Source organism: Ruicaihuangia caeni (assembly GCF_040536845.1).
GTDB classification, from domain to species: domain Bacteria; phylum Actinomycetota; class Actinomycetes; order Actinomycetales; family Microbacteriaceae; genus Ruicaihuangia; species Ruicaihuangia caeni.
Window position 1 is genome coordinate 2,463,832 of record NZ_CP159582.1, and the last position, 19,995, is coordinate 2,483,826.

General features: G+C 68.0%; 22 protein-coding genes. 9 read left to right on the forward strand and 13 right to left on the reverse strand.

Annotated features, from left to right (window positions below; all coding sequences use genetic code 11):
• Positions 1-14: 14 nt before the first annotated feature.
• On the forward strand, positions 15-800 hold the full coding sequence (locus tag ABV606_RS11490) for an SGNH/GDSL hydrolase family protein (RefSeq protein ID WP_353987815.1): 786 nt from the start codon (positions 15-17) through the stop codon (positions 798-800).
• Positions 801-892: 92 nt separating this feature from the next.
• Here the strand turns inward: ABV606_RS11490 and ABV606_RS11495 are convergent, their stop codons facing one another.
• Together ABV606_RS11495 and ABV606_RS11500 are read right to left on the reverse strand one after the other, a co-directional pair.
• A complete protein-coding gene (locus ABV606_RS11495; RefSeq protein ID WP_353987816.1) occupies positions 893-2,176 on the reverse strand; it encodes a D-alanyl-D-alanine carboxypeptidase family protein in 1,284 nt (427 codons plus the stop codon).
• Positions 2,177-2,204: 28 nt separating this feature from the next.
• Positions 2,205-3,008 (reverse strand): TrmH family RNA methyltransferase, encoded by an 804-nt coding sequence (locus tag ABV606_RS11500; protein ID WP_281487919.1) that lies wholly within the window; start codon positions 3,006-3,008, stop codon positions 2,205-2,207.
• Between the two features lie 126 nt (positions 3,009-3,134).
• Between ABV606_RS11500 and ABV606_RS11505 the strand changes: the two genes are divergently transcribed.
• Positions 3,135-3,992, forward strand: coding sequence for a Sir2 family NAD-dependent protein deacetylase (locus tag ABV606_RS11505; RefSeq protein WP_353987817.1), 858 nt, complete (start codon positions 3,135-3,137; stop codon positions 3,990-3,992).
• On the opposite strand, the gene ABV606_RS11510 is transcribed toward ABV606_RS11505, so the two are convergent.
• Both ABV606_RS11510 and ABV606_RS11515 read right to left on the reverse strand, forming a co-directional pair.
• Positions 3,961-5,127 (reverse strand): glycosyltransferase family 4 protein, encoded by a 1,167-nt coding sequence (locus ABV606_RS11510; protein ID WP_353987818.1) that lies wholly within the window; start codon positions 5,125-5,127, stop codon positions 3,961-3,963. The two genes, ABV606_RS11505 and ABV606_RS11510, sit on opposite strands and share 32 nt — an antisense overlap.
• The gene (locus tag ABV606_RS11515; RefSeq protein ID WP_353987819.1) at positions 5,124-6,062 is read right to left on the reverse strand and encodes an alpha/beta fold hydrolase; all 939 of its coding nucleotides are present in this window, start codon (positions 6,060-6,062) and stop codon (positions 5,124-5,126) included. Before ABV606_RS11515 ends, ABV606_RS11510 begins: the two co-directional genes overlap by 4 nt.
• Before the next feature lie 71 nt (positions 6,063-6,133).
• On the opposite strand from ABV606_RS11515, the gene treS reads away from it, so the two are divergent.
• Positions 6,134-7,858 (forward strand): maltose alpha-D-glucosyltransferase, encoded by a 1,725-nt coding sequence (gene treS / locus ABV606_RS11520; RefSeq protein WP_281487915.1) that lies wholly within the window; start codon positions 6,134-6,136, stop codon positions 7,856-7,858.
• Between the two features lie 72 nt (positions 7,859-7,930).
• On the forward strand, positions 7,931-8,620 hold the full coding sequence (locus ABV606_RS11525) for a 3'-5' exonuclease (protein WP_353987820.1): 690 nt from the start codon (positions 7,931-7,933) through the stop codon (positions 8,618-8,620).
• A 145-nt stretch (positions 8,621-8,765) separates the two neighbouring features.
• Here ABV606_RS11525 and ABV606_RS11530 read toward each other — a convergent pair whose 3' ends face one another.
• The 3 genes from ABV606_RS11530 to glgA all read right to left on the reverse strand — a co-directional run bounded on the left by ABV606_RS11530 (position 8,766) and on the right by glgA (position 11,224).
• Positions 8,766-9,020 carry a type B 50S ribosomal protein L31 gene (locus tag ABV606_RS11530; RefSeq protein ID WP_281487913.1) on the reverse strand — a complete coding sequence of 85 codons (255 nt, stop codon included), beginning with the start codon at positions 9,018-9,020 and terminating at the stop codon, positions 8,766-8,768.
• 130 nt (positions 9,021-9,150) lie between these two features.
• Positions 9,151-9,933 carry an ABC transporter ATP-binding protein gene (locus ABV606_RS11535; RefSeq protein ID WP_353987821.1) on the reverse strand — a complete coding sequence of 261 codons (783 nt, stop codon included), beginning with the start codon at positions 9,931-9,933 and terminating at the stop codon, positions 9,151-9,153.
• A gap of 85 nt (positions 9,934-10,018) precedes the next feature.
• Entirely contained in the window at positions 10,019-11,224 is a 1,206-nt protein-coding gene (gene glgA, locus ABV606_RS11540; RefSeq protein ID WP_353987822.1) for a glycogen synthase, read from the reverse strand.
• A gap of 45 nt (positions 11,225-11,269) precedes the next feature.
• On the opposite strand from glgA, the gene glgC reads away from it, so the two are divergent.
• Together glgC and serB are read left to right on the forward strand one after the other, a co-directional pair.
• Positions 11,270-12,508 carry a glucose-1-phosphate adenylyltransferase gene (gene glgC, locus ABV606_RS11545; protein WP_353987823.1) on the forward strand — a complete coding sequence of 413 codons (1,239 nt, stop codon included), beginning with the start codon at positions 11,270-11,272 and terminating at the stop codon, positions 12,506-12,508.
• Positions 12,509-12,585: 77 nt separating this feature from the next.
• Positions 12,586-13,230, forward strand: a complete 645-nt coding sequence (gene serB / locus ABV606_RS11550) for a phosphoserine phosphatase SerB (RefSeq protein ID WP_281487909.1) — start codon at positions 12,586-12,588, stop codon at positions 13,228-13,230.
• A gap of 118 nt (positions 13,231-13,348) precedes the next feature.
• On the opposite strand, the gene fabG is transcribed toward serB, so the two are convergent.
• The gene (fabG, locus tag ABV606_RS11555; RefSeq protein WP_281487908.1) at positions 13,349-14,062 is read right to left on the reverse strand and encodes a 3-oxoacyl-ACP reductase FabG; all 714 of its coding nucleotides are present in this window, start codon (positions 14,060-14,062) and stop codon (positions 13,349-13,351) included.
• 158 nt (positions 14,063-14,220) lie between these two features.
• On the opposite strand from fabG, the gene ABV606_RS11560 reads away from it, so the two are divergent.
• From ABV606_RS11560 to ABV606_RS11570, 3 genes are all read left to right on the forward strand, one after another.
• A complete protein-coding gene (locus ABV606_RS11560; protein ID WP_353987824.1) occupies positions 14,221-14,571 on the forward strand; it encodes a DUF3099 domain-containing protein in 351 nt (116 codons plus the stop codon).
• 110 nt (positions 14,572-14,681) lie between these two features.
• Positions 14,682-14,813: a hypothetical protein gene (locus ABV606_RS11565; RefSeq protein WP_340309583.1), complete on the forward strand. Its 132-nt coding sequence runs from the start codon at positions 14,682-14,684 to the stop codon at positions 14,811-14,813.
• Positions 14,810-15,655, forward strand: a complete 846-nt coding sequence (locus tag ABV606_RS11570; protein WP_353987825.1) for an SURF1 family cytochrome oxidase biogenesis protein — start codon at positions 14,810-14,812, stop codon at positions 15,653-15,655. Before ABV606_RS11565 ends, ABV606_RS11570 begins: the two co-directional genes overlap by 4 nt.
• A 103-nt stretch (positions 15,656-15,758) precedes the next feature.
• Here the strand turns inward: ABV606_RS11570 and ABV606_RS11575 are convergent, their stop codons facing one another.
• The 5 genes from ABV606_RS11575 to sufD are packed head-to-tail and all read right to left on the reverse strand — an operon-like array spanning position 15,759 to position 19,995.
• The gene (locus ABV606_RS11575; protein WP_353987826.1) at positions 15,759-17,357 is read right to left on the reverse strand and encodes an ABC-F family ATP-binding cassette domain-containing protein; all 1,599 of its coding nucleotides are present in this window, start codon (positions 17,355-17,357) and stop codon (positions 15,759-15,761) included.
• Between the two features lies 1 nt (position 17,358).
• Positions 17,359-17,691, reverse strand: a complete 333-nt coding sequence (locus ABV606_RS11580; RefSeq protein ID WP_281487903.1) for a metal-sulfur cluster assembly factor — start codon at positions 17,689-17,691, stop codon at positions 17,359-17,361.
• 4 nt (positions 17,692-17,695) lie between these two features.
• Positions 17,696-18,460, reverse strand: a complete 765-nt coding sequence (gene sufC, locus ABV606_RS11585) for a Fe-S cluster assembly ATPase SufC (RefSeq protein WP_281487902.1) — start codon at positions 18,458-18,460, stop codon at positions 17,696-17,698.
• A 24-nt stretch (positions 18,461-18,484) separates the two neighbouring features.
• Positions 18,485-18,811, reverse strand: coding sequence for a non-heme iron oxygenase ferredoxin subunit (locus tag ABV606_RS11590; protein ID WP_353987827.1), 327 nt, complete (start codon positions 18,809-18,811; stop codon positions 18,485-18,487).
• Entirely contained in the window at positions 18,811-19,995 is a 1,185-nt protein-coding gene (sufD, locus tag ABV606_RS11595; RefSeq protein WP_353987828.1) for a Fe-S cluster assembly protein SufD, read from the reverse strand. The genes ABV606_RS11590 and sufD overlap by 1 nt, the downstream gene beginning before the upstream one ends.

Below are 19,995 nucleotides of genomic sequence, written 5' to 3' on the forward strand. Positions count from 1 at the left end.
GGGAGGCTTGACCCATGACGCAAGTGCACCCATGGACGCGGTACGTCGCGATCGGCGACTCGTTCACCGAGGGGATCGGCGATCCCGAGCCGCGGAGCGTCGGCGGCCATCGCGGGTGGGCCGACCGCGTCGCGGAGGTGCTCGCCCGCAGCCATGACGACTTCGCGTACGCCAATCTGGCCGTGCGCGGCCGCCTGCTGCAGCAGATCATCGACGAGCAGGCCGGCGCAGCCGTGGCACTGCAGCCGGATCTCATCACCGTGTCGGCCGGCGGCAACGACATCATCCGGCCCGGCACCGACCCGGACGAAGTCGCGAGCCGGATGGATGGCCTGGTCGAGACCCTGCGCTCCTCGAACGCGACCGTCGTGCTCTTCACCGGTCCTGATATCGGTCATACGCCGGTGCTCGGCAGGCTTCGCGGCAAGGTCGCCATCTATAACGAGAACCTGCACACGGTAGCTGCCAAGCACGACGCGATCATCGCCGACATGTGGGCGTTGCGCGAGCTGCGCGACGCGCGCATGTGGGCTCCCGACCGGCTTCACTTCTCGCCGCTTGGTCACCACACGATCGCGCGCATGGTGCTCTCGGCGCTGAACGTGCCCAACGATCTCGAACCGATGCAGCCGGAACCGCTCCCCCGGTCCAGCTGGCGGCGCGCGCGTGCCGACGACATCGTCTGGGCCCGGGAGCACTTCGTTCCGTGGGTGATCCGCCGCATCCGGCAACAATCCTCCGGTGACTTCATCACCCCGAAGCGGCCGCTCCCGGGCTTAGTGCGACTCGAAGACGACTGAGCGTCAGCGCGCCGCCCGCGAAGGGCGAGACCGGCTGGATGCCGCGGACGCAGACGATGTGCAGCCCACGTGGAGCGAGGGACTCCCGCCGTTCAGAACAGCTCAGCCGGGTTGGTCAGCCGCCACCAGGGGTCGGGCTCGGAGAGCGCCTCGTCGAGCACGAGTGGCACTTCGACGGTCTCGCCGCCCACAACGAAGGTCGCGACGCCGACCCTCGCCCCGGCCTTTGCACTGCTCAGCGGGGTCGAACTCACCAGCACCGACACGGGGGTGTTCGACCACGCCACGATCGATGCGTCAGCGGCGGCAGTCAGCCGGGTGCGCTCGTCCCAGGCGGTCGAGTACGTGCCGAAAGCTTGTCCTGCCTGCGTCAACGACAACTCCTGGAACCCGCTGCCGGCGCTCGCGAGCGCACTGCGAACCGCGTCGCTCAAGGCCTGCCGCCCCGGTGCTCCGAGTACGACCCCGTGCACGCGCACGCTGTGCTCCCCCACCGGGATGTCGGCCGCGAACAGGAGATTGTGGCCGAAGTCCATGAGCGTGCCGGTCTTCACGCCGATGACGCCAGGGTCGCCGAGCACGGGGTTCGTGTTCTCGTACGGCCCGATGTCGTGCATGCCTCCTTGAGCGATGCCGACGATCTCGGCGATGACCGGATGCTGCATCGCGAGTTCCGCGAGCGGCAGCAGGTGCGCGGCCGACGCCCGATTCGCCGGGTCCAGTCCGGTGCAGTCGACGATCGTGATGCCGGTGAGACCATTGGCGGACAGCCACGCCCCAGCAGCATCCACGTACGCGGCTTCTGAGCCGAACGCCCACGTGACGAGTGTCTCCGCGTAGTTGTTCGCCGAGACCACCAGGAGCAGTTCGAGCAGTTCGTGCTGCGTGAACGCCAGACCCGGGGCGACCGGCCGGACGGACCCATTCCAAGCGAGTTGCTTGTGGTAGTGGTCGAGGTCGGCCGCGGTGGTGGCGATGACCGGTCCCGGCTGCCCTGCTTCGAGCGGGTGCGCATCGAGCACGACGAGCGCCGTCACGACCTTTGCGATGCTGGCGATCGGCAGGGCCTCGGCGCTCCCCGCCGAGGCGAGCAGGCCGACAGGATCGGCATCCGTCGGCACCCCGGCACCCTCCGGCGCGACCGCTGCGCGATCGCCGAACCCCTCGGCGCCGATCGCGCTCGCTCCCCACTCAGGCAGTGCCACCTGGGCCGCGGGGCCGCTCTCGACGGAGTACGGCGCGAGGGTCGCTGCGGCCTCGGGAAGCGGAGCCAGCAGCGTCGCGGGAACATAGGCGCCGACGCCGAGCAGCACCGCGAGCGTGCCGAAGACGGCGAGCCTGCGTCGGAAGTAGATCTGTCGACGGGTCAGCGGCACCGCAACAGTCTAGGCACGAGCCCGGTCGTCAGCGGGTACGCAACTCCCAGAGCGCGACAGCCGCCGCAGAGGCGACATTGAGCGAGTCGACGCCGTGGTGCATTGGGATCCGCACCGCACGGTCTGCCGCAGCCATCGCCGCCTCGCTGAGCCCGTCGCCCTCTGAACCCATGAGCAGTGCGACGCGCTCGGGCGCTTCGGCCGCATACTCATCCAGCGCCACCGCGTCGTCGGTGAGCGCCAGGGCCGCGATCTCGAACCCGGCGCGGTGCAGCACCTCGCCGGCATCCGGCCACTCCGGAAGCCGAGTCCACGGCACCTGAAGCACAGTGCCCATGCTCACGCGCACGCTGCGGCGGTAGAGCGGATCGGCGCAACGCGGCCCGATCAGCACCGCGTCGGCCCCGAGGCCCGCCACAGCACGGAAGCCGGCACCCACGTTCGTGTGGTCGACGATGTCCTCGAACACCACCACACGGCGCGCTCCCTCCAGCAGTTCGGCCGGGTCGGGAAGCCGCGGGCGGTGCATCGCGGCAAGCGCGCCGCGGTGCATCTGGAACCCGGTGATCTGCTCGAGCAACTCGGCGTCCGCCATGAACACCGTCACGTCATGGCCCTCGAGGAATGGCGCGATGTCGCCGAGCCACTTGTCCTGCAGCAGCACCGACCGTGGCCGGTGACCGGCCTCGAGTGCCCGGCGGATGACTTTGGCGGACTCTGCGATGTAGAGCCCTTCGAGCGGTTCACGAACCCGGCGGAGCGCCACGTCGGTGAGGTTCCGGTAGTCGTCGAGTCCCTCGTGCTCGAGGTCGTGCACTTGCTCGATCCGCACCCGCGGCCTCCGCTTCCTCTGCCTGTGACGCCGCTCGGCCGATGGCCGTTCGCCCGCGGCGGCGCCGCGAGCGCGTCCCCGCCGTGCGGAACACTATCGCGCCCTCCGGTGTTATGACTGGTGACCATGAGACACCACGCGCACGCACCGGGCCTCGACGCTTCGCTCGGCGCGCAGGCTGACGCCGCGGCCGACTTGCTCGCCGGGCACCTCGTCGCGGTGCTCACCGGTGCCGGGCTGAGCACCGACTCGGGCATCCCCGACTACCGAGGAGAGGGCGCGCCGAAGCGTGCTCCGATGACATGGCAGACCTTCAGCGGGAGCGAGAACGCGCAGCGCAGGTACTGGGCGGGCGGCCATCTCGGGTGGCGCCGCTTCGCGGCCGCGCAGCCGAACGAGGGTCACCGAGCGCTGGCCGAGCTCGAGCACGAGGGCGTCACCAATGGAGTGATCACCCAGAACGTCGATGGGCTGCACGTGCGCGCCGGTTCGAAGCGCGTGGTGGCCCTCCACGGCAGCGGCGACCGGGTGCGCTGCCTGGCCCACGGCCATGAGCTGCCGCGGGCCGAGATCGAAGCCCAGATCGGGCGGAGCAATCCGTGGCTCGACGCGATGTCGACGGATGCGGCGCTGAACCCCGACGGCGATGCCGAGGTGGCGGCGTACGACAGGCTGGTGCTGCCCCGGTGCCCCGTCTGCGGCGCTGCGATCCGGCCCGATGTCGTCTTCTTCGGCGAGCTCGTGCCGGCAGAGCGTTTCGCCAAGGCCGCGGCGATGGTCGAAGAGGCCAGCGCATTGCTCGTGGCCGGGTCGTCGCTGGCGGTGAACTCCGGCATCCGCATCGTCGAGCGCGCACGGCGCGAGCACAAGCCGATCGTGATCATCAATCGCGGCATCACGCGGGCCGACGGCAGATCGGTGCTCAAGCTCGATGCCGGCACCAGCGAGCTGCTCAGCGCGATTCGCGACCGCTTGCGTCGCTGACGGCGTTGCCGCGCTCGATCGAGCCGAGGCGCTCGACCCTGTCGCCCACTCTGACCGTCTCACCGCTGCTCACCCGTTGGAGCAGCTCCAGCAGGATGCCCGCGGAGCGTTCCCAATCGAACAGGCGGGCCTGCTCGGTTCCCGACTTCGAGGCGGACAACCATGCCGCGTCGTCCTCGAGGGCCCGCAAGGCGGAGGCGACCCCCTGGGCATCATCCGGGTCGAAGTACCGTCCGGCATCGCCGGCGATCTCCCTGAAGATCGGGATGTCGCTCACGACGACGGGCGTGCCGTGCGTCATCGCCTCGACGAGCGGGATGCCGAATCCCTCGTCGCGCGAAGCGTGCACGAGCGCAAAGGCACGCGAGAGCAGCTCGTCGTACTCCTCGTCGCTCACTCCGTCGTGGAACACGAGTGCGCCGGCCGGGGCGAGTTCTTCGTAGTGCCCGCGATCGACATCCGTGATCCCGCTGAGCAGGTGCAACCGATACCCGGGCAGAAGCCGCAGCGCGCGGGCGAGCACCTCGACGTTCTTGTACGGCATGAACGATCCCATGTACACGAGATCGCGGTTCGCCGGCGGTTGGCGCCTCGACCCCTGCTCAGCACCGTCGGGTGCCGTGTCTGCGGCGTTCGGTACGACCGTGATCGAGCGCTTGGTGAGCCGATGCTCGATCATCGAGCGCTTGGTCGTCTCTGAGACCGTCACCACGGCGTCGGCGCCGTTCAGCAGCAGTCGTTGCGGCCACCACGCCAGGTGGTACAGCCGCCACAGCACCCGAACGAACCACGGCAGGTTCCGCGGCGGCATGGGATTGGAGTAGTAGATCAGGTCGTGCAGTGTCGAGACCAGTCGGTAGCGTCGCCCGAGCGAGCCCATGGTCTGCATGGGCGTGAAGACGACGTCGGGCCGCAGCCTGTTCACCTGGAGCGCCACGAAGGGCTCCCGCCACGAGGTCGGCGATGACACCTTGCGCCAGGCGAGCGGCGGCAGCTTCTCCAACTGGCGTTCGTCGCTGATGAGCATGACGAGCGGATGCCGCTTCGCGAGTGCCGCGACGAGGCCCGCCGTGAAGCGGCTGATGCCGTCGTGACGGCCCACGCGCACATACCGGCAGTCGACGATGAGCCTCATCCTTCTGCCATCCGCTCGGGTTCGGCGTGGGACTCGAGACCGAGGAACGACGCGATCTCGCCCGCTGCGAACTGCGGTGCCTCGTAATGGATCAGATGCCCGACGCCGTGCACGACGGCCAGCCGCGGCTCCGCGAAGAGCCGAGCGAGGGTGTGCTGCTTGGGCAGCGGTGTGATCTGGTCGCGATCGGCGGCGATCAGAAGCGTCGGGGCGGCGATCTTGTCGGCGAATTCGCGAACGTCGTGCGACACCGACGCCTTGAATGCCTCGAGCACCACGGCGCGATCTCCGAACGCGCTGAAGTATCGATCGTGCTGGTCATGCACGAACCGGCGAAGCGCAGGATCCCTGCGTGTCGCCATGGCGATGCTCATGACTCGCACGATGAGGCGGTTGCGCAGCAGCGCGAAGCCGAGCCGTTCGGGCAACGCGGCGGCGACCCGGTAGTAGAGCACCGCGAGCCGTGTGAGCACCCCGTTCGGTCCCTCGAGCGCGGGCGCCGCGATCGGGTTCACGAGCATGAGCCTCGATGCGCCGAGGCCATCAGCCGCGGCGGCCGCGACGACGATCGAGCCGAAGGAGTGCCCGAGCACGGGAGAGCCGCCGGCGCCTGCTTCGGCGACGAACGCGCGAAGCCACGCGGCGTAGCCGGCGATGTCATGGCGCCCATCCTGAAACGGCTGCGACTCGCCGAAGCCGGGAAGGTCTGGAATGACGACGCGGAGGCGCCCTGCTCGGATCGATGGCGCGAGACCCGCGACGATGGGCTCCAGGCCGTGGTGGTCGCCTCGGAACCCGTGCACGAAGACCACGGAGGTCGCGGCATCCTCGTCGCCGTACTGCCAATACGCGGTGCGGGCGCCCCTCACCATCGCCTCCCCCCGGAGCACCGGGAGCGTAGCGAGCGCAGCGGCGTAGGGCGAGGGAACGGACATCCGTCAAGTGTATGAGTCGAGAGACGGGGCCACCTGGAGGGGCTCAGCATGCGCGCCTAGACTCGGCGGATATGAGCTTCACCGCGCCCATCACGCTGCCCGGCCTCGCGCTCGACCCTCTGTGGTACAAGCGGGCGGTGTTCTACCAAGTGATGGTGCGCTCCTTCGTCGACAGCAACGCCGACGGCACCGGTGACCTCGAGGGCCTCCTGTCGAAGCTCGACTACCTGCAGTGGCTCGGCGTCGACGCGCTCTGGCTGCCGCCGTTCTTCACGTCTCCGCTCCGCGACGGCGGCTACGACGTGGCCGACTACATGTCGATCCTGCCGGAGTTCGGAACCATCGAGCAGTTCCGCGAACTGGTCACCAAGGCGCACGAGCGGAACATGCGCGTCATCATCGACCTGGTGCTGAACCACACCTCCGACCAGCACGAGTGGTTCAAGCAGTCGCGCAGCGACCCCGACGGGCCGTACGGCGACTTCTACGTGTGGAGCGATACCGACGACAAGTACAAGAACGTCCGCATCATCTTCACCGACTACGAGGACTCGAACTGGGCATTCGACTCCGAGCGGCGCCAGTTCTACTTCCACCGCTTCTTCTCGCACCAGCCCGACCTCAACTTCGAGAATCCAGCCGTGCACGAGGCGATCTTCGAGATCGTGCGGTTCTGGCTCGATATGGGCGTCGACGGGTTCCGCCTCGACGCGGTGCCGTACCTCTACGAGTCGGAGGAGGGCAACGGCGAGGGCGAGCCGCCGACTCATGAGTTCCTGAAGCGGCTCCGCGCGCTGCTCGATCACGAGTACCCCGGTCGCATCCTCATCGCCGAGGCGAACCAGTGGCCCCGCGAGGTCACGGCGTTCATGGGTACGGAAGAAGAGCCCGAATGCCACATGGCCTTCGACTTCCCCGTGATGCCGCGCATCTTCTATGCGCTTCGCTCGCAGCAGGCGGACGAGCTCGTCAAGGTGCTGTCGGAGACGACCGACGTGCCGCCCGGCGCGGGCTGGGGCGTCTTCCTGCGCAACCACGATGAACTCACCCTCGAGATGGTGAGCGAGGAGTACCGCCAGGCGATGTACGGCTGGTACGCGTACGACCCGAGGATGCGGGTGAACGTCGGCATTCGTCGGCGTCTCGCGCCGCTTCTCGACAACTCGCGTCCTGAGCTCGAGCTCGCGCACGCGCTGCTGTTCTCTCTCCCGGGCAGCCCGTTCCTCTACTACGGCGATGAGATCGGCATGGGCGACAACATCTGGCTGCCCGACCGCGACGCGTCGCGCACGCCGATGCAGTGGACTCCCGACCGCAATGCGGGATTCTCGAGCGCCGACCCCGGCAAGCTGTTCCTGCCGGTCGTGCAATCGCTCGTGTACCACTACGGTCACATCAACGTGGAGTCGCAGTTGGCGCAGTCGCGCTCACTGCTGCACTGGGTGCGCAATGTGATCCACGTGCGCAAGGCTCACCCCGCCTTCGGACTCGGCACCATCAGGGTGCTGGAGACGGATCACCCCGGCGTGCTCGCATTCCTCCGCGAGTACGAGGGCTCCGACTCCACCCCGGGAGATGAGCCCGAGCGGATCCTGTGCGTGTTCAGCTTCGTTCACAACCCGGTCTCGGTGCGGATCACGATGCCCGACGAGCCCGGAACCCCGACCTTCGACCTCTTCGGCGGGGCGCGCTTCCCCGACGTGGGCGAAGACGGAGCGCTGTCGTTCACGCTGGGCACGCAGAGCTTCTACTGGCTGCACGTCGGCCAGCCGCGATTCAGCGCCGCGCGCCTCTGATCGCGCGGCCCGGTTGCGGCGCACCGCCTGTCGCGGCGCGGCGATGACGGAGGGCTTCGATACGGTGCCCGTATGGGCGCATCGTGGTTGCAGCAAGTGGGAGTATTCGACCTCGAGACCACGGGCGTCGACGTGGAGACGGCGCGCATCGTGTCCGCGCACGTCGGCGTGCTCGACGACGACGGCAACGTGGTCGAGCAGTTGGAATGGCTCGCCGACCCGGGCGTCGAGATCCCCGAGGGAGCCGCGCAGGTGCACGGCATCACTACGGAACGGGCGAGAGCCGAGGGGCGTGCCGCTGCTGAGGTCGTCGCCGAGATCATCGACGCGCTGCGCGGCCTGTTCGCGCGCGGTGTGCCGGTGACCGTGTACAACGCGCCGTACGACTTCACAGTGCTCGATCGCGAGGCCAGACGGCACGGGATCGAGCCGCTGGCCATCACCGGCACCGTCATCGACCCGCTCGTCATCGACAAGCAGGTCGACCGCTACCGCAGGGGAAAGCGCACGCTCGAGGCCGCCTCCGCGGTGTACGGCATCGAGTTGCTGCGCGCACATGACGCAGGATCCGACGCCATCGCCGCGGGCCGCGTGGCACTCGCCATCATCCGCGCACACGCCGCGCTGCTACCCGCCGACCCCGCCGAGCTGCATCGCTCGCAGGCGATGTGGTCGTCGGAGCAGGCAGCGAACTTCCAGGCGTACATGCGGCGCGTGCGAGACCCTGAGTTCGTCGCGCGAGGCAGTTGGCCGAGTTACTGAATCAGGTGCGGCGAGGGCGACCCCGAACGGGATCGCCCCGCTGCATCAGACGCGAAGAGGCGACCCCGAGTGGGATCGCCCTGCTGCACCAAATGCAAAGAGGCGACCCCGAAGGGGATCGCCTCTTCTGTGCTGGTGCTGCGGCTTACTTGCTGCTGCCGAAGCCCTTGAAGCGCTGGTTGAACTTCTCGACGCGGCCCGCGCTGTCGAGGATGCGCTGCTTGCCCGTGTAGAACGGGTGCGACTCCGAGGAGATCTCGACGTCGATCACCGGGTAGGTCTCACCGTCGAGCTCGATGGTCTTGTCGCTCGTCGCGGTCGAGCGCGTGAGGAACGTGGCGCCCGACGCGAGGTCGCGGAAGACGATCGGCTGGTATTCCGGGTGGATGTCGGTCTTCATGGTGATCCCTTGAGGTTGTGGTTCGTGCTGCGATCGCTCTGCCGAGCGCTTGACCGGAACGCGGTGCAGCGAAATCTACGGCTGTGGAGCCAGCGATCTACATTACCAGATCGAAGGCATAAGGATGCGGTCAGGCAGCGCGGGCGCTGAAGCGTCCGTCGCGCTTGGTGACCTCCAGGTCGAGCCCGAAGGTACGGCCGAGGTGCTCGGCCGTGATCACCTCGTCGACCGGCCCAGAAGCTGTCACGTGACCATCTGCCAGGAGCAGGGCATGCGTGAACCCTGGCGGGATCTCCTCGACGTGGTGCGTGACCATGACGAGCGCGGGCGCCTCCGGGGCGCTCGCGTAGCCGCCGAGCAGTTGCAGCAGCTCTTCACGCGCGCCGAGGTCGAGGCTGGCGGCAGGTTCGTCGAGCAGCATGATCTCCGGGTCGGTCATCACTGCGCGAGCGATCTGCACTCGTTTCTGCTCGCCATCGCTCAGGTCGCCGAAGCGACGCGAAGCAAGCCCGGCGAGGCGCCACTCCTTCAGCACGCGCTGCGCGCGGCGCACGTCGAGATCCTCGTACTGCTCGTTCCACCGGCCGGTGACCGAGTATGCCGCGGTCATGACCGCATCCAGCACCGTCTCGCCAGCGGGGATCCGCCGGGCCATGGTCGACGACGCGAACCCGATTCGGGGACGCAACTCGAACACATCGGTCTTCCCGAGCACTCCTCCGAGCACTTCGGCGCGACCCTGCGTCGGGTGCAGCGCAGCCGCGGCGATGCGGAGCATGGTGGTCTTGCCGGCGCCGTTCGGCCCGAGAATGACCCACCGCTGGTCTTCTTCCACCTGCCAATCGACTGTGTCGAGGATCGCATTGCCCTCGCGGATGACCGAGACACCGGAGAAGTCGAGTACGCGTGACATGGTGCCTCAAGCTTAGGGTGCGCCAGGCGAGCAGGGCCGGAACGACGGACCCGCGATCGTCACGGGGCGCGGCCGTCCTGACCGTTCAGTCGGTTCCGCCCATGAGCGAGCGGTACACCCCAAGCGTTCGGTCGGCGATCCGGTCCCAGCCGAACTCCGCCTCGGCTCTCGCTCGGCCTGCGCTGCCCATGCGCGCAGCGGCCTCGGGGTCGCCGACGACCTCGTCGAGGGCGTCAGCGAGGTCGTGCTCGAAGCGCTCGGGGTCGAGCGGTGTTCCGGTGCCGTCATCGAGCTGCTCCACGGGCACGAGGCGCCCGGTGACACCATCATCCACAACCTCCGGGATGCCGCCAGTGGCCGTCGCTACGACCGCTGCGCCGCAGGCCATGGCCTCGAGGTTCACGATGCCGAGAGGCTCGTACAGCGAGGGGCACACGAACACCGTGGCCGCCGTGAGCAGCGCGGCGAGCTCACGCTGTGCCAGCAGCCGTTCGTGCCACACGACGCCGCCTCTCGATGCCTCGAGTTCCTGCACCTCGCGCTTGACCTCCTCGAGCAGTTCTGGTGTGTCAGGGGCCCCGGCGCAGAGCACGAGCTGCACGTCGGCGGGCAGGTTGCGGGCGGCGCGAAGCAGATGGGGAAGGCCCTTCTGCCGCGTGATGCGGCCCACGAACACGACGCTCGGGCGCTGAGGGTCGACACCGAGACTCCGCACGAGGTCGGGGTCGTCGATGGGCCTCCACCGATCGGTATCGATGCCGTTGTGCACCACGTGCACGCGGTCCTCCGCGATCGCAGGGTAGGAGCCGAGGAGGTCGCGACGCATGCCGTGGCTCACTGCGATCACAGCGTCTGCCGACTCGATGGCAGCGCGTTCGATCCAGCTCGAGACTCGATAGCCTCCCCCGAGCTGCTCGGCCTTCCACGGTCGAAGCGGTTCAAGACTGTGGGCGGTCATCACATGCGGCACACCGTGCAGCAGCTTCGCGAGGTGTCCGGCCCCGTTCGCGTACCAGGTGTGCGAGTGCACCAGATCGGCGCCGCCGGCATCCTGGGCCATCAGCAGGTCGACTCCGAGCGTGCGCAGGGCCGGGTTGGACTGCGAGAGCTCTGCCGGTGCTGCGTACGCGCGTACATCCTCAGCGTGGCGCTCCGCGCCGAAGCATCGGACCCCGACCTCGAACCCGCTCGGGGCCCCGTTGCGGAGCGCCCGCACCAGTTCGTCCACATGCACGCCCGCGCCGCCGTAGATCTCGGGCGGGAACTCGCGGGTGAACACTTCTACGCGCATAGCCAGAACCTAGTCCGCCGGCACGCTCGGGCCTACTGTGGGCGCATGGGGGCGCCCAAGGTGTTCGGCATCGTCCTCGCCGGGGGCGAGGGCAAACGGCTGATGCCACTGACCGCCGACCGCGCGAAGCCGGCCGTGCCCTTCGCGGGCAGCTATCGGCTGATCGATTTCGCGCTCTCGAACCTCATCAACTCAGGGCTGCTGCAGATCGTCGTGCTCACTCAGTACAAGTCGCACAGCCTCGACCGTCATGTATCGCAGGTGTGGCGGTTGAGCGGTGTGCTGAATTCGTACATCGCATCGGTCCCTGCGCAGCAGCGGCTGGGGAAGCGCTGGTTCTCAGGCTCTGCCGACGCCATCTTCCAGAGCCTCAACCTCATCCGCGACGAACGACCGGACATCGTCGTCGTCGTCGGCGCCGACCATGTCTACCGCATGGACTTCGCACAGATGGTCGACGCGCATATCGATAGCGGCGCGGGCGTGACCGTCGCGGCCATCCGACAGCCGATCGGCTTCGCAGACCAGTTCGGCGTCATCGAGGCGGAGCGCGACGACCCGAGCCGGATCGCCCGCTTCCTCGAGAAGCCGAGGGATGCCGCCGGTCTTCCAGACTCGCCCGACGAGATCCTCGCCTCGATGGGCAACTATGTGTTCGACGCCGACGTGCTGATCGACGCTGTCACACGCGACGGCGCGAGGCCGGGCTCGGGGCATGACATGGGCGGCGACATCGTTCCCGATTTCGTCTCGCGCGGTGACGCCGCTGTGTACGACTTCAGGAACAACGAGGTGCCCGGTTCGACCGACCGCGACCGCTCCTACTGGCGCGATGTCGGCACGATCGAGTCCTTCTTCGAAGCGCACCAGGATCTCGTGTCGAAGCTCCCAGTGTTCAACCTCTACAACCGTGCCTGGCCGATTCATAACCAGCAGCTCAATGCTCCCCCGGCGAAGCTCGTGCGCGATGCTTCAGGAGTCGCCGGAACAGCGATCGACTCCCTGGTGTCGCAAGGATGCGTGGTGTCGGGCGCATCGATCAAACGCAGCGTGCTCGGCCCCTGGGTGTCGCTGGACTCGGGCACCGAGGTCGCTGATTCAGTGCTGTTCGAACGGGTCGAGGTCGGCGCGGGGGCCAGAGTGCGCAACGCTATCCTTGACAAAGAGGTCGTCGTCGCGCCCGGTGCCGAGATCGGCTTCGACACCGCCGCGGATCGCGCACGCGGATTCACCGTCACGGAGTCGGGAATCACCGTGGTGGGCAAAGGCTCGCTCGTCGGTTGAGCCGCTCCGCGGTCGAGTGCGGGCGGATGCCGGGGCGACCCGCGGCATCCTGACCACAAGTGAAAGGCCCCTCCCGAATGGCGCGACCCGCCCGGTTCCTCGTCGTGCTCGATGTCGATTCGACGCTCATCGAGAACGAGGTGATCGAACTGCTCGCGGAAGAGGCGGGTTCGCTGGATGAGGTCGCCGACATCACCGAGCGCGCCATGAACGGCGAGCTCGATTTCGCCGCCAGTCTTCGGGCGCGGGTCGCGACGCTCACCGGGCTCAGCACCGGCGTGTTCGAGCGTGCCCGGCAGCGCGTCACCGTGACCAACGGTGCCGAGCGGCTCATCGAGGGCGTGCACTCCGCCGGGGGTCGCGTGGGCGTCGTATCGGGCGGGTTCCACGAGGTGCTTGACCCGATCGCCGAGGAGCTCTCGTTGTGGAACTGGTCGGCGAACCGGTTGGCGGTGCTCGACGACCGGCTCACTGGCGAGGTCGACGGGCCGATCATCGATGCGGAAGCGAAGGCGGAAGCACTGCGCCGCTGGGCGGGCGAGCTCGGCGTGCCGATGTCGCGCACGGTCGCGATCGGCGACGGCGCTAACGATCTGAAGATGATGGCCATCGCCGGGCTGTCGGTCGCCTTCGACGCCAAGGAGCCCGTGCGGCGGGCAGCAGCGGTCTCACTCGATCAGCGAGACCTCGGCCAGGTGCTGCCGCTCCTCGGCTTGCGCTGACGCGCTTCCCCAGCGCTGTGCAGGCCCGCGGTCGTCTTGGAACGGCCTCGTCGAGCCGATGCTCACGGCCGGCCTGTTGATCAGACGCGCCGGCGCTTCGTGGAGGTTCGGGGGTCGCTCAGTGCCCCATGCCGAGGCCACCGTCGACCGGAATGACGGCACCCGAGATGTACGCCGCGTCGTCGCTCGCCAGCCAGGTGATGGCCTTCGCGACCTCTTCCGGCCGGGCGAATCGGCCGGCGGGGATGTTGCGCTTGTACTCGGCCTGCGTCGCCTCCGGGAGCACCGCGGTCATCTCTGTCTCGATGAACCCCGGCGCGACGACATTCGCGGTGATCCCGCGGGAGCCCAGTTCGCGAGTCAGCGAACGTGCGATGCCGATGAGCCCGCTCTTCGACGCCGAGTAGTTGATCTGGCCTGCTGAGCCGTACAGGCCCACCACGCTCGACACGAGCACGACCCGGCCGAACTTCGCCTTCAGCATGCCCTTGGCGGCACGCTTGACCACGCGGAAGGCGCCGCTCAGATTGGTGTCGACCACATCGGTGAAGTCGTCCTCGCTCATGCGCAGCAGGAGCGTGTCGCGCGTCACACCCGCGTTGGCTACGACGACCTCGACCGGTCCGAACTTCTGCTCGACCTCGGTGAACGCGGCGTCGATCGACGCGGCATCCGTCACATCGGCACGCACAGTGAGGCTCCCCTCGGGGCCCTCACCAGAGCGCGCGGTCACCGCGACGCGGTGGCCCTCCGCGAGGAACGCCTCGGCGATCGCGAAGCCGATACCGCGGTTGCCGCCGGTGATGAGCACGGTGCGAGGAGTCGTCGTCATGGATTCGAGCCTATCGTCGGGCCAAGCGGTGCCCTCCCTTCTCTCGGTTCAGCCAAGAGCGCCGAGCGCGAGGTCCCGGCGATCTCGCTCAAACAACAAGGGGTCTGCACGCAGCGCGGCGGCGTACCCTTGGAGCAGACCATGGATCACATCCCCCGATGAAGCACCGCACCGCGATCACGACGCTTCCGCTCTCCCCGGACGAGGAGCGCGGCATCCGCATGCTCAAGTACGGCATTGCGATGGGCGTCAGGCTCGCGTGCGTGATCGCGTGCTTCTTCACCCCGGGCTGGTGGATCCTCGTACCGGCGGTCGGAGCGGTCGTGCTGCCCTACGTCGCCGTCGTGATCGCCAATGTGCAGCGCACGGCTCCAGGCGCTGTCGAACGTCCTGGAGGACTCGTGCGACATGACGACGGCCGGTGGTTCACCGCCGATCAGCAGGATCAGCAAGACCAGCAAGATCAGCCAGGTCAGCAGGGCGCTTCTGGTGAGGGCGATCGATCGTGATCGGACTCGGGGGCGGCCCGGCGGGCCGCGTCTGCTCACGCGCGGGTTGCGGTGCGGCCGCTGCGTGGTGCATCAATTGGCGCAACCCACGCATTCATCCTGAGAGCCGGGTGAAGATCTGGCTCGCCTGCGACGACCATCGGGATTGGTTGCGCGACTACCTCGCCGCACGTGCGTTCCCGGTCGTCGTCACCCCGATCGATGAGCCGCTCGAGCGGCTTCCTGAGGAGACGCCTGCGTGAACCGGCTTCGTTTCGTCATGAATCGCCGCTGGGCCGGGTACCTCGGCGTGGCCGTGCTCTTCGCGATCGCCTGCGTGCTGTTGAGCCGTTGGCAGTGGGCTCGGCTCGACGAGGTGCGCGCCGAGAACGAGCGCGTCGCCCAGAACTGGGATCGCGACGTGCAGCCGGTCGATGAGGTGCTGCCGACGCTCGATGACTGGCACGATGACCTCAAGTGGACACCCGTGGAGCTTCACGGGCGCTACCTCGCCGACGAGCAGTTGCTGGTGAGGAACCGCCCCATGAACGGCCAGCCGGGCTTCGCGGTGGTCGTCCCGTTCAAGACCGACGCCGGGGCGGTCTTCGTGGTCGACCGCGGATGGGTTCCGACCGGCAGTGAGCAGGACGCGCCGGATGCCGTGCCCGCCCCGCCCGCCGGAGACGTCACCGTCGTCGCCCGGCTCAAGCCCGGTGAGCCCACCCTTCCAGGACGCAGCGCGCCCGAGGGTCAGCTCGCTACTGTGCACCTTCCCACGGTCGAGGAGAAGGTCGGTGAGCCGACGTACACGAACGCCTACGGCTTGCTCGCGAGCGAGAGCCCTGCCCCCGCAGAGTCGGCTCCCCTGGCGACGCCGAAACCGCCAGAGGACGAGGGCCCCCACCTCTCATACGCGCTGCAGTGGATCGCCTTCGCCGTGATGGGCTTCATCGGGCTCGGCTGGGCGGTGCGCACCGAGTACCGCATCCGGAACGCCGACGACCCGAAGGTCCGCATGCAGGAGGAGCGCCGCAGCGAGCGGCGCAAGGCCAAGGGCCCGAGCGACGCCGAGATCGAGGACGCGCTCATCGATTCGCACCGCTGACCGGCGGCATCCGAGGTCGCAGCCGGCAGCCCAGCACCAGCCCCGCCCAGCGGCACGTCGCCGCGCACGGGTTGCACGACGTCTCCGTCGGCACTGAACGGCGTCAGGCAAGTTCGACGAGCTCGGCGTAGTCCTTGTTCCAGTGGTCCTCGACGCCGTCCGGCAGGATGAGCACCCGCTCTGGGTTCAGTGCCTCCACGGCGCCCGCGTCGTGGGAGACGAGCACCACCGCGCCGGTGTAGCCCGCGAGCGCCCCGAGGATCTCTTCGCGGCTGGCCGGGTCGAGGTTGTTCGTCGGCTCGTCGAGCAGCAATACATTCGCGCCCGAGACCACGATCATCGCGAGGGCGAGACGGGTCTTCTCGCCGCCGGAGAGCACCCCGGCCGGCTTGAGCACATCGTCGCCGGTGAAGAGGAACGATCCGAGCACACGCCGCGCTTCTGTCTCGGTGAGCTGAGGAGACGCGGAGACCATGTTCTGCAGCACCGTGCGCTTCACGTCGATCGTCTCGTGCTCTTGCGCGTAGTACCCGATGCGCAGGCCGTGGCCGGGCTCGATCGCGCCCGTGTCGGGCTCGTCCACACCGGCCAGCATTCGCAACAGGGTTGTCTTGCCTGCGCCGTTCAGCCCGAGCACGACCACCTTCGACCCGCGGTCGATCGCGAGGTCGACGGCAGTGAAGATCTCGAGCGAGCCGTAGCTCTTGCTCAGATTCTTGGCCTGGAGCGGCGTGCGGCCGCACGCGGCCGGTTCGGGGAAGCGCAGCTTGGCCACGCGGTCGACGGCCCGCACCTCTTCGAGGCCGGCGAGCAGCTTCTCCGCGCGAGCCACCATCTGGTGGGCTGCGGCGGCCTTGGTCGCCTTGGCACCGAAGCGCGCCGCCTGCAGTTGCAGCGCGGTCGCCTTCTTCTCGGCGTTGAGCCGCTCCTTCTTGCGCCGTTCCTCATCGGCTTCGCGCTGGCGGAGGTAGTGCTTCCACCCCATGTTGTAGATGTCGATGACCTGGCGGTTCGCGTCGAGGTAGAAGACCTTGTTGACCGTCTCGCCGACGAGCTCGATGTCGTGGCTGATGACGATGAACCCGCCCGAGTATCCCTTGAGGAACTCCCGGAGCCACACGACCGAGTCCGCATCGAGGTGGTTGGTCGGCTCGTCGAGGATCATCGTGCTCGCATCCGAGAACAGGATGCGGGCGAGCTCGATCCGTCGGCGCTGCCCGCCCGAGAGCGTCTTCAGGGGCTGATCGAGAATACGGTCGGGCAGGTTGAGGTTGCTCGCGATCGAGGCGGCTTCGGCCTCAGCGGCGTACCCGCCGAGGGCGAGGAAGCGGTCGGTGAGCCGTCCATAGCGGTGCATCGCGGCATCCGCGATCGAGGCATCGTCGCTGGCCATCTCCTCGGTCGCCCTCTGCATGCCGAGCACGATCTGGCCGAGCCCGCGGGCATCGAGGATTCTCGTTCGCGCGAGCTGTTCGGGATCGCCGGAACGAGGGTCCTGCGGCAAGTAGCCGATCTCACCCGAGCGGGAGATCGTTCCCCCGGTGGGCAGGGTCTCGCCCGCGAGGGTTCTGGTGAGGGTGGTCTTGCCGGCACCATTTCGGCCGACGAGCCCGATCTTGTCGCCGCGATCGACCCGGAAGTCGACGCCCTCCATCAATAGGCGGGCGCCGACGCGGATCTCGAGGCCTTGTACGGCCAGCACGTCAGATCGAGAAGCCGAGCGCGCGCATCATGTCGCGCCCGTCTTCGGTGATGCGCTCCGGGCCCCACGGCGGCATCCACACCCAATTGATGCGGAACCGCTCCACCACGCCGTCGAGCGACTGCGCGGTCTGCTCCTCGATCACATCAGTGAGCGGGCATCCGGCCGACGTCAGCGTCATGCTGACGACCAGCGCGTCGGCTTCGTCGTCCCACGTGAGGTCATAGATGAGCCCGAGGTCGACGATGTTGACGCCGAGCTCGGGGTCCATGACGTCCTTCAGCGCCTCTTCGACCTGGTCGAAGAGTGCCGGTGCGAGAGCCGAGGTTGCCATGGGCTCAGTTTACGCCGCTGCCGCTGAGGAACCGGTCATAGCCCTCTTCCTCAAGGCGCTCGGCGAGCTCGGGACCACCCTCCTCGGCGATGCGGCCGTCGACGAAGACGTGCACGAAGTCGGGCTTGATGTAGCGAAGGATCCGCGTGTAGTGCGTGATCAGCATGATGCCGAGGCCGTTCGCTTCGCGCGCTTTGTTCACACCGTCGGAGACGATCTTCAGCGCGTCGACGTCGAGTCCGGAGTCGGTCTCGTCGAGCACCGCGAACTTCGGCTTCAGCAGCTCGAGCTGCACGATCTCGTGACGCTTCTTCTCGCCGCCGGAGAAGCCCTCATTGAGGTTGCGCTCCGCGAACGAGGAGTCCATGCGCAGGTTCTGCATGGCTTCACGCATCTCCTTGATCCACGGCCGCAGCGCCGGGGCTTCCCCGTCGATGGCGGTCTTCGCGGTGCGCAGGAAGTTCGCGACCGTCACCCCTGGCACCTCGACCGGGTACTGCATGGCGAGGAAGAGACCGGCGCGGGCGCGCTCGTCCACGCTCATCTCGAGCACGTCCTCACCGTCGAGCGTGATGGTGCCGCTGTCGACGGTGTAGCGCGGGTGACCGGCGATCGTGTAGGCCAGGGTCGACTTGCCGGAGCCGTTGGGGCCCATGATGGCGTGGATCTCGTTGCTGTTCAGCGTGAGGTCGACGCCCTTGAGGATCTGCTTCGCACCCTGATCGGTGTCGATGCTGACGTGAAGGTCCTTGATTTCGAGAACTGACATGTCGTGTGTACTCAATCCTGTTGTTCAGACGGCGACAGTGTCGCTCGGGTCGATGTAGATGGCACCGTCGCGAATCGTGACGACGTAGACGGGCACGGGTTCGTAGGCGGGCAGCGTCAGAGGACGGCCGGTGGTGAGCTCGAACTTGGAGCCGTGGGCCCAGCATTCGAGCGTTCCGTCTTCGACGAAGCCCTCGGAGAGCGAGATGTCGCCGTGGGTGCAGGTGTCTCCGATTGCGTGGATGTCACCCGCCGAGTCCTTCACGACGGCGATCGGCACGCCGTCGATCACGACGCGTTTCGCTTGATTGACCCCGACCTCGTCGAGGCCGCAAGCGCGCGTTGCCGCCATCACGCTCTCCCGCTCGCGGCGACCTCGGCCTCGAGCAGCGCTTCGAGTCGCTCTTCGAGCTCGGCATCACCGATCTGCTGCACGATCTCGAGCAGGAAGCCGAGCACGACGAGGCGTCGGGCCTCGTCCTCCGGCACGCCGCGCGACTGCAGGTAGAAGAGCTGCTCGTCGTCGAAACGGCCGGTGGTGCTGGCGTGGCCGGCGCCTTCGATCTGACCGGTCTCGATCTCGAGGTTCGGGATCGAGTCGGCGCGGGTGCCGTCGCTGAGCACGAGGTTCCGGTTCTGCTCGTAGCTGTCGGTGCCGGGAGCGCTTCGAGCGATGAGGACATCGCCCACCCAGACCGTGCGCGCGCCCTCGCCGTTCAGCGCGCCCTTGTAGTTGACGCGGCTGCGGGTGTTGGGCGCATCGTGGTGCACGAACACGCGCTGCTCGAGGTGCTGCCCGGCATCCGCGAAGTACAGACCGAGCAGTTCGCCGTTCGCGCCCTGCTCTGCGAGGTGGGCCGACGGGTTCACGCGAACCACGCCGCCGCCGAGCGATACCTGGATGTGGCGCAGAGTCGCGTCGCGGCCGATGCGGGCGAAGTGGCTCGCCAGGTGGTGGGCGCTGTCGTCCCACTCCTGCAGCGTCACGACGGTGAGGTTCGCGCCGTCTTCGACGACGATCTCGACGTTCTCGCTGAGCCGCGCGTCGCCGGTGTTCTGCAGCAGCACGAGCGCCTGGGAGTTCGGCTTGGCCGTGATCACGGTGTGCGCGGCACGAGGGGTATCGCCGAGCTGCGAGCGGTCGAGCTTGAAGCGCGAGGGCTCCTCACCCGACACCGTGATCGCGAGCGCCTTGGCGAAATTCGTCCAGGCGTTGGCGGAAGCGCGCTCTTCGGGGATGCCGGCGCGGCCGATACGAGCGTCATCGCGGCCGATCCACTCGACGGTCACGCCGTCGACCGAGGCGTGCTCGATCGGGTATTCGGCTCCGTCGAGCTCGCCGTCGATGAGCTCGCGAATCCGGTCGACCGGCGTGAGCTTCCACTCCTGCTCGCGGCCGGTGACCGGCGGATGCTGGTCGTGCTGCGTCGAGGTGAAGCGCTCCGAGCGCGTCTGAACAGGGACCAGTCCCCATCCGCCGTCGCTGTGCTCCTTGAAACCGTGCTGTCCGGGGGCGGTGGTCGTAGGGGCGGTCAT